Origin of the sequence: Rathayibacter sp. YIM 133350, assembly GCF_037404875.1 — a bacterium.
In the GTDB taxonomy this organism is placed as follows: Bacteria; Actinomycetota; Actinomycetes; order Actinomycetales; family Microbacteriaceae; genus Orlajensenia.
The window spans coordinates 113,521-128,263 of record NZ_JBBELO010000034.1 but is presented as its reverse complement, the minus strand read 5'-3'; the positions used below and the strand labels follow the sequence as shown (position 1 = coordinate 128,263).

Genomic DNA, 14,743 nt, shown 5'->3' with positions numbered 1-14,743 from the left:
TCAGCGCCGGCCGGTCGGCACGACGAGCTTCGCCGGATGCTCCGGGGCCACGAAGGTTCGCGCTCCCGATGGGGGAGCCGGTGGCTTCGTGTCCGAGAACAGCCAGTCGTCGAAGAAGTCGCCGAGGTCCTGCCCCGAGACCTGTTCCGCGAGCGCGATGAACCCCGCCGTCGTCCCATGGCCGCCCGAGTGCTCGGCCGCCCAGCGACGCAGGATGGTGAAGAACGCATCGTCGCCGACCGTGAGCCGGAGGGCGTGCAACGTCATGCCGCCACGGTCGTAGACGGCGCCGTCGAAGATGTCATCCGGACCGGGGTCGCCGATGGGCAACGTCCACAGGTCGTCGTCGGCGGGCGTGGCGTAGTACGCGTCGAAGTAGGCCTGCGGGTCGGCGTAGCCCTCGTGCTCCGCCCACAACCACTCGGCGTAGGTGGCGAAGCCCTCGTTCAGCCAGATGTCGCTCCACCGCTTCAGGGCGACGTCGTCGCCGTACCACTGGTGGGCCAGCTCGTGCACGACCACCCCGTCGGCCTGCTCCTTCGAGCCGCCGAAGAACTCCTTCGCGTAGATGGGACGCGTCTGGTTCTCGAGTGCGAATCCGAGGCCCGAGAAGTCGTCGACGATGCCACCCGCCTGCCGGAACGGATATGGCCCGAAGATTCCCGAGAGGAACGAGATGACCTCGGGCTCGCGCGCCAGGCTCGCCTTCGCCTGAACGCCGATGGGAGCCGGGCCATCACTCGTCGCGATCCAGTCGTTCGCATTGCCGGGGCTGCCGGCGGGCGCGCCGGTGACGCTCCAGCCGTCGAGCGGGTCGGCATCCGGTTCGAACGAGGTGCTTCCCACCCCACCGGGCGCGCGCACGTCGTCGATGGCGACGCCGTCGAGTTGCACCGCGTAGTCGGAGACGTAGGTGATGGCGACGTCGACGGGCTCGCCCGCGTACGCGGAGAGGTCGATGCGCCACTGCTCCCAGCCCTCGCCCTCTCCGGTTGCGGCGTTCCAGTCGCCGGTCGTGCCACTCGGGTCGCACGGACCCGCGTGCGGCGGCTCCTGCAGGTAGTGCGCGAGGAACGGATGCTGGTCGAGCAGGTCACTGCACATCGCATTGCCGGCATCCTGCCCGGTGTGCCCGTTCTCGTCGGCGAGCGTCGTCCAGTCATCGGTTCCTGCGGGTGCCGCCTCGACGAAGGCGAAGTCCCAGCCGGGCTCGACAGAGCGATCCATCCAGAACGTCAGCGCGCTCGACCCCGCCGTGGGGGTGAGGCGCCGCTCGAGGCGCTTGTAGGAATCGTTCGCCTGCTGCGAGTACGCGAAGTCGGTTCCCGTGCGCGCCGTCAGCGTGGGGTCGAAGAGGTCGGGATCGAGCGCATCCAGATACGAGATCCCGTCCCGGCTGTACCTCGTCAGGTCGAACTGGCCGATCGTGGCGGTCGCGAGGTAGGAGGCCATCGGCTTGTCGACGTTCCACACCCAGTTCGCCTTGCCGCCGACGTCGCCGTGCCAGAGCAGGGAGCCGTTCGAGATCGCCTCGAGCCCCTTCGGCACCGTGATGCGGATGGTGTACAGGGCCTTGTCGGCGGGATGGTCGTTCGAGGGGAACCAGCTCGCTGCCACCCACGGCTGGCCGGCCACGAGTGTGCCGTCATCGGTGTGGAAGAAGCCCGCGGTGCCCAGGGCGGCATCCTCGTACAGCTCCGGGACCCCCGAGTACGAGACGATCGTGACGAAGGGCAGGCCTTTGCGCAGCGGAGTGCGAGGAGTGACGACGAGCTCGTCCTTGCTGCGCGACCAGGTGGCGGCGCGCCCGTTCACCGAGATGTTGCGAACACTCAGGCCGTGCAGGTCGAGGTTGAACGTGCTCAGGTTCTGGGTGGCCGTCGCGGTGATCACCGCATGCCCGGTCAGCACATCGGTGTCGGGCACGTAGTCGATGTCGAGCCCGTAGTGCAGCACGTTGTAGCCGCCGTTACCCGAGAGCGGGTAGTACGGGTCGCCGATGCCTGGGGCTCCAGGCGATGCCGACGGAGCGGCGGAGGCACCGATCGCCGGCGTGATGGCGAGCGCCAGGCCGGCGATGCCGGCGAGCGCGGCCCGCCAACGCAGCCGTCGCCGCTGTGCCCTCGTACTCGGAACGAACTCGCCCATGGGAATCTCCTCGCACGCCGCTGAACTCGGGACTCGGGTTGGAACCCATGCTGCTCTCGTGAGGATTGCTCGTCAATATACCGTCGTCGGAGGCGAGTGATCGCTATCGGCAGCGACCCCGCTCCTAATAGCGTTGTCATGTGCTCGAACTCCACCACGTCACCAAGCGCTACGGCGAACGTCTCGCCCTCGACGACGTGAGTTTCACCGTCGGCGAGGGCCGCATGACGGGGTTCGTCGGGGCCAATGGCGCCGGCAAGACCACGGCGATGCGCATCATCCTGGGCGTGCTCGCCGCCGATGGGGGAACGGTGAGCCTCAACGGCGCCGACGTGACCGCAGTGAACCGGCGGCGCTTCGGATACATGCCGGAGGAGCGCGGCCTGTACCCGAAGATGCGCGTGCTCGAGCAGATCGTGTACTTCGCCCGGCTGCACGGCTGGTCGACGGCTGCTGCAACGCGCAACGCGACAGAGCTGCTGCAGCGACTCGGCCTCGGCGAGCGCCTGAACGACACGGTCGAGAGCCTGTCGCTCGGCAACCAGCAACGCGCGCAGATCGCCGCAGCCCTCGTGCACCGGCCTGAAGTGCTCGTGCTCGACGAGCCCTTCTCGGGCCTCGACCCGATGGCGGTCGAGACGGTGCAGGGGGTGCTCTCCGACTACGCCGGCAGGGGCGCGCCGGTACTGTTCAGCTCGCACCAACTCGACATCGTCGAGCGACTGTGCGACGACCTCGTCATCATCTCCGAAGGCCGCATCCGTGCCGCGGGCGACCGCGAGCACCTGCGCGACACCCACGCTCCGGTGAGCTACGAACTCCGGCTCGCGGGCGACGTGCAGTGGCTGCGCAGCGTGCCCGGCGTCCAGGTGCTGTCGATGGAAGGCGGCTGGGCGCTCTTCGACGCCGATACGGATGCCGTGCGCCAGCAGGTGCTGCGCGAGGCCATCGAGCACGGTGCCGTGCAGAGCTTCGCCCGCCGGCATGTGAGCCTCGCCCAGATCTTCAAGGAGGTCGTGCAGTGAGCACCGCCGACGTCGTCACCCCCACCCTGCGCTCGAGCGTCGCCCTCGTGACCGGTCGCGAGGTCACGATGCGGTTGCGCAGCAAGGCCTTCCTCATCTCGACGGGGCTGCTGCTGCTCGCGGTGCTGGCCTCCATCGTCATCGGCACGCTCGCGAGCGCCGCGCCGTCGTCGACACCGAAGGTCGCCGCCCTCGGCATCGCGGCCGACGGCATCCAGGGCACCGGCCTGAAGATGGTCGACGTGTCGGGGCGCGAGCAGGCCGAGAGGATGCTGCGGGCCGGCGACATCGACGCGATCATCGTCGCCTCCGACGCCACCGCGGCGAACCCGCTCGGACTCACGGTGCTCGGCTACGACACGGTTCCCAACGGCGTCGTCAACGCGATCAGCCAGTCCCCCCACGTGGAACTGCTCGACCCGAACGCCCCCAACCCGTTGCTGCGGTATTTCGTCGCCCTGGGCTTCGGACTGGTCTTCTTCATGTCGGCCATCACCTTCGGCTCGATGATCGCCCAGAGCGTCGTCGAAGAGAAGCAGACCCGCATCGTGGAACTGCTGCTCTCGGCCATCCCGGTGCGCGCACTGCTGGCCGGCAAGGTGCTCGGCAACAGCCTGCTCGCCTTCCTGCAGATCGTCGCCATCGCGGTCGTCGCACTCACGGCGCTGCTGGTGACCGGCCAGAAGATCGTGGTGGCGGGACTCGGTCCCTCCGTGGTGTGGTTCGTCGTCTTCTTCGTGTTCGGCTTCGTGATGCTCGCCGCACTGTTCGCCGCGGCCGCCTCGCTCGTCTCCCGGGCCGAGGATGTGGGCTCGGTCACCTCGCCCATCACACTGCTCGTCATGATCCCCTACCTGGCGGTCATCATCTGGGGCGACAACCCCGTGGTGCTCGCCGTCATGAGCTATGTGCCGTTCTCGGCCACGGTCGGCATGCCGATGCGCGTCTTCCTCGGCCAGGCGCAGTGGTGGGAACCGCTGCTCTCGCTCGGCATCCTGCTCGCGACGACCGCCGTCGTGCTCTGGATCGGCGAGCGCATCTACGCTGGGTCGCTGCTGAAGATGGGGCGCCGGGTGAAGATCTCGGAGGCGCTCGCCGGCTGAGGGGCGGCGGCGCATGAGGCGCGCGCCGCATCCGCTCAGGTGAGTTTCGGCAGCACGGAGGCGAGCAGTCGCGTGAGCTCGTCGTCCGATGGCGGCGGCGCACCGGCCTCCATGGCCCGGGCCAGGTTCTGCCCGACGAAGCGCAGCAGGCCGCCGAGCAGTTGAGTCGTGACCTCGGCCTCGGCATCGAGGTCGGCATCACGGGAGCCGGGCTCGTCGCCTCGGCCGGCATCCGTCACCTCGCGCTCCAGACGGCGACGGATGATGACGCGCAACTCGGTCTCGATCGCGGCGAAGCGCTCCATCTGGCGAGCGAGCAGTTCGGGATGCGACGCGATCGCCCGGATGCGGTCGCCGAATAACGGCTCGGTCATGGCGATCATCGCGGGATCGATGCGCACGAGGCCGACCGCCTCGGCGAGGATCGGCCCGGTCGAGAGCACGAACCGCTCAGCGCGCTCCTCGTCGACCGACGGCGCGGCCGACCCGAGCAGGGCGGCATCCTTCGTCTTGAAATAGTTGAAGAACGTGCGCTGCGAGACGCTGGCGGCCTCGCAGATCATGTCGACGGTGACGTTCTCGTAGCCCTGTGCGAGCACGAGGTCGACGGCGGCGCGCTCGATGGCGAGGGCCGTCTCGGGTCGTCCGCGGCGGCGGGATGCGGCATCCGTCGGCATGTGCTCACCCTACCCATGCCGCGGTGTGCGGTTGGTGGGACGCTCACCGCTGAGGCCGGGCTGGGCGTCTCGCCGTCGGTGGCAGGATGGTTCGGTGACCCAGATGCTTCATGACCCCGAAATCCGCGGCTTCGCCTCCGACAACTACTCCGGAGTGCACTCCGAGATCATCGAGGCACTGGCGGCGGCGAACGGCGGGCACCAGATCTCGTACGGCGAAGACGCGTACACGGCGCGGCTGCAGCAGGTCTTCGCCGAGCACTTCGGCGACGGCGTGCACGCCTTCCCGGTCTTCAACGGCACGGGAGCCAACGTGACCGCGCTGCAGTCGATGCTGCCGCGGTGGGGCGGCGTCGTGACGGCGAGCACCGCGCACATCAACACCGATGAGAACGGCGCACCCGAGCGCATCGGCGGCATCAAGCTGCTCACGGTCGACACCCCCGACGGCAAGCTCACGCCCGAGCTCATCGCCACGCAGGCCTGGGGTTGGGGCGACGAGCACCGGGCGCAGCCGCTCGCCGTCTCGATCACGCAGTCCACCGAACTCGGCACGCTCTACACGCCCGACGAGATCGGCGCGATCGCCGAGTTCGCCCACGGCAATGGCATGAAGCTGCACGTCGACGGCGCCCGCCTCTCGAACGCCGCAGCCGCGCTCGGCGTGGACTTCCGCGCATTCACGAGCGACGTCGGCGTCGACGTGGTGAGCTTCGGCGGCACCAAGAACGGCCTCATGTTCGGCGAGGCCATCGTGGTGCTGCAGCCGACGGCCGCCGAGGGCCTGCTCTACCTGCGCAAGATGAACATGCAGCTGGCCTCGAAGATGCGCTTCATCTCGGCCCAGCTGATCGCGTTGCTCGAGGGCGACCTGTGGCTGCGCAACGCCCGCAATGCCAACGCCATGGCCGCGCGGCTGCGGTCCTCGATCGAGTCGGGCCTGGCCGACGGCTCCATCCACGGCGTCTCGTTCTCGCATCCCACCCAGGCCAACGGCGTGTTCGCGGTGCTTCCCGACGGCGTGGCCGACCGCCTGCGCGAGCAGTTCCGGTTCTACGACTGGGATGCAGCGAAGAACGAGGTGCGCTGGATGTGCGGCTTCGACACCACCGAGGCCGACATCGACACGTTCGTGACGGCCATCGCGCGGCAGACCGCCGGGGCACGCTGACCGCCCGCCCTCCCTCCCCCTTCCGCCCTGCGCCCAGCGCCCTCCCGAAAAGCGAGGACATTCCGAAAAGCGAGGCGTTTCGACGGGACGCGCCGTCCGGACGGGCGCCGAGGCGGCGCGTCGGCGAAGATCGCCTCGCTTCTCGGTTTCTGAGAAGCCGCGGCATCCGGGAATACTATGCAGACGCATGCGTTGAACCGGGTGGGCCGATGGGGTCCCGGCATCTTGTTCCATCTCGAAAGAAGCTGACATGACCCTCGTGACAGACATCACCTCGCGCAACGCCGACACCGACGCCGCTCTCATCACCCCGCTCGTCGAGCGCTGGAGCCCCCGCGCCTACGACCCCTCCGCCGTCGTCGACACCGCCGTTCTGCGCACCATCCTCGAGGCCGCTCGCTGGGCGCCCTCGGCCAACAACGTGCAGCCCTGGCGCTTCGCCGTCGCCCGCCGCGGCACACCCGAGTTCACGCGCATCCACGACAACCTCATGGGCTTCAACCAGGCGTGGGCCGACTCGGCCGCCGTTCTCATCGTCAACATCGCCGAGACGGCGGATGCCGAGGGAACCCCCCGCCCCTGGGCGCGCTACGACCTCGGCCAGGCCGTCGCCCACATGACCGTGCAGGCGCAGCACGAGGGCCTGCACACCCACCAGATGGGCGGGTTCGACGCTGCCGCACTGCACTCGGTGTTCGGCCTGGAGGACCGCTTCGAGGTCGTCTCGGTGACCGCCCTCGGCGTGCTCGGCGACGTCGACACGCTGCCCGAGGTGCTGCGCGAGCGCGAGGTCGCCCCGCGCACCCGCCTGCCCCTCGCCGACCTGGTCGTCTCGGCCGCCTGAGCCCTCCCGCTCGCAGCATCCCGCGGCCGTCTGCGCAGTTCCCGCCGATCAGCCTGCCGGCTTCACCACGAGCCCGGTGCCACCGCCACGGCGCACCGGCTCAGCCGCCGCCGTCAAGAGGCCACCGGGACCCACCTCGATCGTCGCCGCCGCCCCGATCTCGGCGGCGGAGGTGAGCAGGTCGCCCGAGGGCACGAGCACCTGCCCGTACGGCGCGAGGGCGTCCTGGTACGCGTCGATGAACGCGGGCTCTGCGGGAGTCGTGGCCGCGTTGCGCTGCGAGGCACGCGGAGCAGCGACGGCTTCGGGCAGCGTCATGCCCAGGTCGATGCGATTGATGAGAATCTGCAGCACCGTCGTGATGATCGTCGCGCCTCCCGGCGAGCCGACGACGAACTTCACCGCGCCGTCATCGAGCACGATGGTCGGCGACATCGAGGAGCGCGGCCGCTTTCCCGGCTCGATGCGGTTGGGGTCCGTCGGCGCGTACACCGCGCTGAAGTCGGTCAGCTCGTTGTTCAACAGGAATCCCCGGCCCGGCACGGTCATGCCCGAGCCGCCGGTCTGCTCGATGGTGAGGGTGTAGGCCGCCGCGTTGCCCCACTTGTCGACGACCGACAGGTGGGTCGTCGAGACGTTCTCCGTGTCGGCGCGCTCGTCGACGCCGACGGATGCGCATCCGCTGCCGTCGAGCGCACCGGCGGGCACCGGCCGCGTGGAAGCCGCGGTCGGGTCGATGGTGCAGTCGCGGCTGTCGGCGAAGGGCTGGCTGAGCAGCGTCTGGGTCGGTACGTCGACGAAGGCGGGATCGCCCACGTAGGCGTTGCGATCGGCGAAGGCCCGCGCCGTGGACTCGAGGTAGAGGTGCAGGCTCTGCGCGACATCCGCGGATGAGAGGTCGTGGTTCTCGAGGATGTTGAGCGCCTCACCGACGGTGGTTCCGCCCGATGAGGAGGGCGCCATGCCGTAGACGTCGAGGCCGCGGTAGTCCACGTGCGTCGGAGCCTGGTTGCGCACCGTGTACCCGGCGATGTCGGCCGCCGTCATCGAGCCTGCCGGGGCCGGCAGCGTCGAGGCCGGATCCTTGCGGGGATGCTGCACCACATCAGCGATCTCGCCGGCGAGGGGTCCCGAGTAGAAGGCCTTCGGCCCGCGCAGCGCGATGAGGGCGAGCGTCTTGGCGAGGTCGACGTTGCGGAACGTGGAGCCGACCTTGGGTGCGTCGCCGCCAGGAAGGAACAGCTTCGCGGTGTCGGGGAACGCGGAGAAGCGCTCCTTGTTGTCGAGGGTCTGGTTGCGGAAGGTCTGGTCGACCGGGAAACCCTTCAGCGCCACGAGGATCGAGGGCAGCAGCACGAGCGACAACGGCTTGGTGCCGAAACGACGCAGGGCCATGTCCCAGGTCGCGAGCGTTCCCGGCACGCCGACCGAGACGCCCGACGAGACGAGCTGGGGCGTGAACGGGTACGGCTGGCCGGTGGCCGGGTCGATGAACGCGTTGCTCTGGATGCCGGCCGGCGCGACCTCGCGCCCGTCGATGGTGCTCACCGTTCCCGTCTTCGCCTGGTAGTAGACGAAGTAGCCGCCCCCGCCGACGCCTGCGCTGTAGGGCTCGGTCACGCCGAGCGTCGAGGCCATGGCGACCGCGGCATCGGCCGCGTTGCCGCCGAGCCGCAGCACATCGCGGCCGACCTGGCTGGCAGTGGCATCCACGGACGCGACCGCACCGCCGTACCCCGTCGAGGTGGAGTGGGTGGGGCCGGCAGCGGCATCCGTCGCGGCGCCCACCGTGTGCGCGGATGCGGGGGCGGTGGCACCGAGAACACCCAGCGCCAGGACGGCCGTCGTGACGAGGGCGCCGCGGCGAAGCGCGGAGCGGGGGCGGTTGTCGACGTTGAACATGGTTCCCCCTCGAACTGGGTACGTGATGTGGTCACCGTAGACCCGCCCCTGCCTTCGCGGCAATGGGTCGTGTACCCCGTTCGCCCCGCCGAGGCGCCTCAGCCCTTATCGGCGATGAAGGCCCGCAGGTGCTCGACCACGAACGCGTGGTCCTCGCGCTGCGGCAGGCCCGAGACGCCGACCGCACCGATGACCACGCCGCCCGCGAGTCGCACCGGAACGACACCGCCGTGCGCGGCGTAGGTGGACGGATCGAGCCGTGCCGCCTCCTCGAAGGTCTTGCCGCCGACGCGGAACGACTCGCCGACGGCCATGGACGCGCGCCCGAAGCGCAGGGCCACCCGCGTCTTGCGCTCGAGCCAGTCGTCGTTGTCGGCGCTGGATCCGGGCAGCGCGGAGTGGAAGACGCGCTGCTGCCCGAGCACGATGCCGATCGCGACCGGCATCCCCGCGTCGAGGGCGGCGGCGCGCATGCGCGAACCGAGCGCCCAGGCATCCTCGAGGGTGAAGTCGGTGACGACGAGCTCCGCCTCTTCGGCGAGCAGTTGCTCGTAGTACGTCGTGTCGGTCATGGTCTACCTCTTCCGTCTCAAGTTCGCGGGTGAACCATTTCGTCGCCGTTGATCCGTTACACGTGGGTCAACGGCGAGCAAATGGTTCAGGCGCGGGTGGTGGGCTGGCGTGGGGTGGGGCGGGTTTCGGATGCCGGGGGTGCCGCATCAGGGGCGCAGCAGCACCTTGGTCGCGCGGCGCTCGTCCATGGCCGCGTACGCCTCGGCGGCATCCGCCAGCGGCAGCTCGAGGTCGAACACCCGGCCCGGGTCGATCGCGCCCGAGAGAATGTCGGGCAGCAGCTCTGCCATGTAGCCGCGCACCGGGGCGACGCCGCCGTTGACGCCGACGTTGCGGTTGAACATGGGCCGCACGGGCAACTCGGGGCCGCCATTGGGAGCGCCAACGTAGCCCACCATGCCGCCGGGCCGGGTGGAGCGCAGTGCCTGGTCCATCGACTCCTTCGTGCCGACGCACTCCAGAACGAAGTCCGCTCCGACGCCGCCTTCGCTCAGGGCGCGTACCGCGGCGACGCCCTCGTCGCCGCGCTCCTCGACGATGTCGGTCGCGCCGAACTCTCGGGCCAGCGCCTGCCGGTCGGCGTGCCGCGACATCGCGATGATGCGTGCCGCACCGAGGCGCTTGGATGCGATGATCGCGCACAGCCCGACCGCGCCATCACCCACGACCGCGACGGTCGAACCGGGCGTCACCCCCGCCGACACGGCCGCGTGGTGCCCGGTGCCCATGACATCCGAGAGCGTGAGCAACGACGGGATGAGAGCCTCGTCGGGCTGATCGTCGAGCGGGAAGAGCGTGCCGTCGGCGAGCGGAACGCGCACGCGCTCGCCCTGGCCACCGTCGGCGAAGGCACCGCGCTTGTCGTCCTCGCCCCACCAGCCGCCGTTGAGGCACGAGGTCGAGACGCCGTTTCGGCAGTTCACGCAGATGCCGCAGCACACGTAGAAGGGCGCGATCACGAAGTCGCCGGGGCGCACCTTGTCGACCTCGTCACCGACCTGCTCGACGACGCCGATGAACTCGTGGCCGATGCGGTGCGGATGACGGGTGGGAACGACCCCGCGATAGGGCCACAGGTCCGACCCGCAGACGCAGGCCGCGACCACCCGCACGATCGCATCGAGGCCGGTCGAGAGCTTTGGATCGGCGACCTCTTCGACCCGGATGTCACGTTCGTTGTAGATCAGAGTGGCGAGCATGGGATCGAGCCTAGGCGCTGACCCTGCGCCACCGCCGGTTCAGCTCAGCAGCTTGGCCTTGGCCGCGGTGAACTCGTCATCGCTGAGGATGCCCTGCTGATGCAGTGCGCCGAGCTTCGTCAACTCGGCCACGACATCCGTGCCTCCGGATGCGGCCGGAGCCGGCTGGGTGGCAGCCTGCTGCGCCGCCGCCGCCTGCTGCGCGTACTGCTGCGCCGCGAGCTCCTGCTGTTGCTGCTGGTAGGCCTGCGCCTGGGCGTCTTCCTCGGCGCGGTTCTGCTGCCGGCGCATCATGCCGCCGCTCACAGCGGTGGCCGTTCCGGCCACGACGGCCGTGCGCGCCGCGAGCCCGAGCAATCCGGGGCGTCCGATCCTCCTGATGAATGGCATGTCAGCTCTCCTCGCCGATCTCCTCAAGCAGTGCGTTCACGGCGGGTGCCGGGATGCGTTCCGTCGCCAACACGACGCCGCCCGAGGCCGCGAGGCGCGAGGCGAGGTCTTTGGCCCAGAGCAGCTCGACGGCGACGACGGCGGCCGAACCTCCGAGGGGCACGGCATCCGCGAGTTCCTCGAGGTCGTCCTGGCCGACCAGGCCACTCGCCGGAACGGAGAAGGCCTCGACGTCGAATTCGCCGCCGAGGTCTTCGAGTTCGACCACGGTCAGGCCGCCGTCTTCTTCGTGTGTCAGGATCACCAGGTCGAGCAGGCGCACCGTTTCGTCATCGATCAGGCGGGCCAGTTCTGCGAAGGTCGCGTCATCGGGCCGCGAACCCTCGAATCCGACGACGTACAACTCGACGGGACCGTACTCGAACTGCGCCATGAGCCCTCCTCGGCTTGCCTCTTCGCACGCTAACACACCGATGTGAGCATCCGTCAGCGAGTTCCGTCCGGCGTCGCTGCCGAAACGGTCAGCGCGCTTTGCGCCACGAAGACGCCCTCTGCGCCAGTTGTTCTGGCGCAGAGGGCGTCGAAGTGGCGCAACGGATGCGAAGGCGATGCGCGGTCACGGAGGCGTCAGCGCGCGGCCTCCGTGAGCGCCTCGGCTCGAGCGACGGTCAGCGCGTCACCCTCGGGATCCAGGCCGACGATGACCGTGTCGCCGTCGCGGATGTCGCCACTCAGCAGGGCGCGGGCGAGCCGGTCGTCGATCTGCGTCTGCATGAGCCGCCGAAGCGGCCGGGCTCCGTAGATCGGGTCGTAGCCGCGCTCCGCGAGCCAGGCCCGCGCATCCGGGGTCACGCCCACCTCCAGCCGGCGCTCGTGCAAGCGCCGCGACAGCCGGTCGATGTAGAGGTTCACGATCTCGGCCAGCTCTTCACTGGTCAGGGCCGAGAACACCACGATGTCATCGAGACGGTTGACGAACTCGGGCTTGAACGCCTGGCGCACCATCTGCTGCACCGCGTTCTCCTTCTCCTCCCACGAGAGGGTCGGGTCGATGAGCACCTGCGAGCCGAGGTTCGACGTGAGGATGAGGATGGTGTTGCGGAAGTCGACCGTTCGACCCTGTCCGTCGGTGAGGCGGCCGTCGTCGAGCACCTGCAGCAGGATGTCGAAGACCTCGGGGTGCGCCTTCTCGACCTCGTCGAACAGGATCACCGAGTACGGGCGACGGCGCACCGCCTCGGTCAGCTGCCCGCCCTGCTCGTAGCCGATGTAGCCGGGAGGGGCACCGACCAGTCGCGACACGGAGTGCTTCTCGCCGTATTCCGACATGTCGATGCGCACCATGGCGTGCTCGTCGTCGAAGAGGAACTCGGCGAGCGCCTTCGCGAGCTCGGTCTTGCCGACACCCGTCGGCCCCAGGAAGAGGAAGGATCCCGTGGGTCGGTTGGCATCGGAGATGCCCGCCCGTGCGCGGCGCACGGCATCGGAGACGGCGCGCACGGCGGGGCGCTGACCGATGATGCGGCGACCGAGCTCGCTCTCGAGGTGCAGCAGCTTCTCGGTCTCGCCCTGCAGCAGGCGCCCGACGGGAATGCCGGTCCAGGCCGCGATGACGGCGGCGATGTCTTCTTCGGTGACCTGCTCGTTCACCATGCGCGGCTCCTGCGGAGCGGACTCGGCCTTCTCGGCCTCGGCGAGGTCGCGCTGCAGTTGCGCGATGGTCTCGTACTCCAGCTTCGACGCCTTGGCGTAGTTCGCCTCGCGCATGGCGCGATCGCGCTCGGTGACCGCCTCGTCGAGCTTCTTCTTCAGCTCGCCGACGCGGTTGAGGCCCATGCGCTCGCGCTCCCACCGGGCCTCGAGCTCGGCGAGTTCGCGCTCGTGCTCGACTAGGTCCTCACGCAGCTTGGCGAGCCGCTCCTTGGAGGCGTCGTCCTTCTCCTTCTTCAGGGCGAGCTCCTCCAGCCGCATGCGGTCGACCTGGCGCTTGAGCTGGTCGATTTCGACGGGCGAGGAGTCGATCTCCATCTTCAGCCGGCTCATCGCCTCGTCGATCAGGTCGATGGCCTTGTCGGGCAGCTGGCGGGCCGAGATGTAGCGGTTCGAGAGCATGGCGGCGGCCACGAGCGCGGCATCCGAGATCGTGACGCCGTGATGCGCCTCGTAGCGGCCCTTGAGTCCGCGCAGGATGGCGACGGTGTCTTCGACCGACGGCTCACCCACGTACACCTGCTGGAAGCGGCGCTCGAGCGCGGCATCCTTCTCGATGTACTCGCGATACTCGTCGAGGGTCGTGGCGCCGATGAGGCGCAGCTCGCCGCGGGCGAGCATGGGCTTCAGCATGTTGGATGCCGCGACCGAGCCCTCGCCGCCGCCGGCGCCCATCAGCAGATGCAGCTCGTCGACGAAGGTGATGATCTGGCCCTCGGCCTCGTTGATCTCCTTCAGAACGCTCTTGAGGCGTTCCTCGAACTGACCGCGGTACATCGCTCCGGCGACGAGGGCTGAGATGTCGAGCGAGACGAGCTTCTTGTTCTTGAGCGACTCGGCCACGTCTCCCGCGACGATGCGCTGGGCGAGGCCCTCGACGACCGCCGTCTTGCCGACGCCGGGCTCGCCGATGAGCACGGGGTTGTTCTTGGTGCGGCGGGTCAGCACCTGGCTGACGCGCCGGATCTCGGCGTCGCGGCCGATCACGGGATCGAGCTTGCCGGCCTTGGCCAGCTCGGTGAGGTCGAGTCCGTACTGTTCGAGCGCCGACTTCTGCTCCTCCTGCGAGCTGGGCGCTCCCTGCATGTTCGCCACAAGCAGTCCTTCCTAAGTTGAGTCTGCTTAACTCAACTTTAGCGAACGCACCGCTATTCCGCCATGGGCGGAATCGGACTCCGCCCCGAAGGCAGACGGATGCGGGCTAGAAGCTGCCGATGCCCTTGCCGATCATGACGACGCCGATCACGAGCAGCAGAACGGCCATCACGGTGGCGTTGTTCGCCACGAGCCAGGCGCGCAGGCTCTCGAGCGGGGCCGCCATGCGCGAGGAGGCGGCCAGGTAGGCGATCACGGGGGCGGCGACGGAGATCGCGGCGATGACGACGAAGATGATCGTCACGACCACCACCGCGCCGATGTCGAGGCCCGCGGTTCCGATGGCGACGCCGGCGCCCACGGCCATGATCAGGTTCTTGGGGTTCGCCGCCGAGAGGATGATGCCGAGCACGAAGGCGCGCACGGCCGTCATGGAGTCGATCGCGCTCATCCACTTCGGCAGTGCCGCCGCCTCGCCGGCCTTCGGGCGTCCCGTCCACTGCCGCCAAGCGAGGAAGAGCAGGCCGAGACCCAGCAGAATCTTGATGACACCCGACACCGGCTTGGAGGCATCCGGGTCGCTGGCGGGAATGATCGAGGCGAGCAGCTCGAACACGACGACGGCCACGATGATGCCGAGCACCCATCCGAGAAGAAAGCCGACGCTGGTTCCCCTGGCCTTCGGCGAGAGCAGCATGAGGATGGCCGCGATGATCGGAATCGGGCTGATCGCGATTCCCAGCGCGAGCGGAAGAACCTCGCCGATGACACTGCCCATGCTCTCGTTCTCCTCGATGGATGAAGCGACGAATGCCACGGATGCGACGCCATGCGTCGTTCCGGCCCTTGTTGGCCGAGACTAGCTGGTGCCAGAGTGAAAGGCGAGAGGTGCTCGGCCGTCGTGCC

13 protein-coding genes are annotated in these 14,743 nt (G+C 69.0%); 4 read left to right on the top strand and 9 right to left on the bottom strand.

Going from position 1 to position 14,743, the window contains the following annotated elements:
- Nucleotides 1-2,148: a M1 family aminopeptidase gene (locus WDJ51_RS13640; protein WP_337853009.1), complete on the bottom strand. Its 2,148-nt coding sequence runs from the start codon at nt 2,146-2,148 to the stop codon at nt 1-3.
- 140 nt (nt 2,149-2,288) lie between these two features.
- Here WDJ51_RS13640 and WDJ51_RS13635 point away from each other — a divergent pair, with 140 nt between their 5' ends.
- On the top strand, nt 2,289-3,173 hold the full coding sequence (locus WDJ51_RS13635) for an ABC transporter ATP-binding protein (protein WP_337853008.1): 885 nt from the start codon (nt 2,289-2,291) through the stop codon (nt 3,171-3,173).
- Nucleotides 3,170-4,276: an ABC transporter permease gene (locus WDJ51_RS13630; RefSeq protein WP_337853007.1), complete on the top strand. Its 1,107-nt coding sequence runs from the start codon at nt 3,170-3,172 to the stop codon at nt 4,274-4,276. Before WDJ51_RS13635 ends, WDJ51_RS13630 begins: the two co-directional genes overlap by 4 nt.
- A gap of 35 nt (nt 4,277-4,311) precedes the next feature.
- Here the strand turns inward: WDJ51_RS13630 and WDJ51_RS13625 are convergent, their stop codons facing one another.
- A complete protein-coding gene (locus WDJ51_RS13625) occupies nt 4,312-4,953 on the bottom strand; it encodes a TetR/AcrR family transcriptional regulator (RefSeq protein ID WP_337853006.1) in 642 nt (213 codons plus the stop codon).
- A gap of 103 nt (nt 4,954-5,056) precedes the next feature.
- Between WDJ51_RS13625 and WDJ51_RS13620 the strand changes: the two genes are divergently transcribed.
- Both WDJ51_RS13620 and WDJ51_RS13615 read left to right on the top strand, forming a co-directional pair.
- Entirely contained in the window at nt 5,057-6,124 is a 1,068-nt protein-coding gene (locus WDJ51_RS13620; RefSeq protein WP_337853073.1) for a threonine aldolase family protein, read from the top strand.
- A 250-nt stretch (nt 6,125-6,374) separates the two neighbouring features.
- A complete protein-coding gene (locus tag WDJ51_RS13615) occupies nt 6,375-6,968 on the top strand; it encodes a nitroreductase family protein (RefSeq protein WP_337853005.1) in 594 nt (197 codons plus the stop codon).
- A gap of 48 nt (nt 6,969-7,016) precedes the next feature.
- On the opposite strand, the gene ggt is transcribed toward WDJ51_RS13615, so the two are convergent.
- From ggt to WDJ51_RS13580, 7 genes are all read right to left on the bottom strand, one after another.
- Nucleotides 7,017-8,870 carry a gamma-glutamyltransferase gene (gene ggt / locus WDJ51_RS13610; protein WP_337853004.1) on the bottom strand — a complete coding sequence of 618 codons (1,854 nt, stop codon included), beginning with the start codon at nt 8,868-8,870 and terminating at the stop codon, nt 7,017-7,019.
- A 98-nt stretch (nt 8,871-8,968) separates the two neighbouring features.
- Nucleotides 8,969-9,442, bottom strand: a complete 474-nt coding sequence (locus tag WDJ51_RS13605) for a heme-degrading domain-containing protein (protein WP_337853003.1) — start codon at nt 9,440-9,442, stop codon at nt 8,969-8,971.
- 147 nt (nt 9,443-9,589) lie between these two features.
- Nucleotides 9,590-10,642, bottom strand: coding sequence for a zinc-dependent alcohol dehydrogenase family protein (locus WDJ51_RS13600; protein ID WP_337853002.1), 1,053 nt, complete (start codon nt 10,640-10,642; stop codon nt 9,590-9,592).
- Between the two features lie 39 nt (nt 10,643-10,681).
- The gene (locus WDJ51_RS13595; RefSeq protein ID WP_337853001.1) at nt 10,682-11,032 is read right to left on the bottom strand and encodes an SHOCT domain-containing protein; all 351 of its coding nucleotides are present in this window, start codon (nt 11,030-11,032) and stop codon (nt 10,682-10,684) included.
- A gap of 1 nt (nt 11,033) precedes the next feature.
- Entirely contained in the window at nt 11,034-11,465 is a 432-nt protein-coding gene (locus tag WDJ51_RS13590) for a DUF6325 family protein (RefSeq protein WP_337853000.1), read from the bottom strand.
- Nucleotides 11,466-11,659: 194 nt separating this feature from the next.
- A complete protein-coding gene (locus tag WDJ51_RS13585; RefSeq protein ID WP_337852999.1) occupies nt 11,660-13,837 on the bottom strand; it encodes an ATP-dependent Clp protease ATP-binding subunit in 2,178 nt (725 codons plus the stop codon).
- 106 nt (nt 13,838-13,943) lie between these two features.
- Entirely contained in the window at nt 13,944-14,654 is a 711-nt protein-coding gene (locus WDJ51_RS13580; protein ID WP_337852998.1) for a GAP family protein, read from the bottom strand.
- Nucleotides 14,655-14,743: the final 89 nt, after the last annotated feature.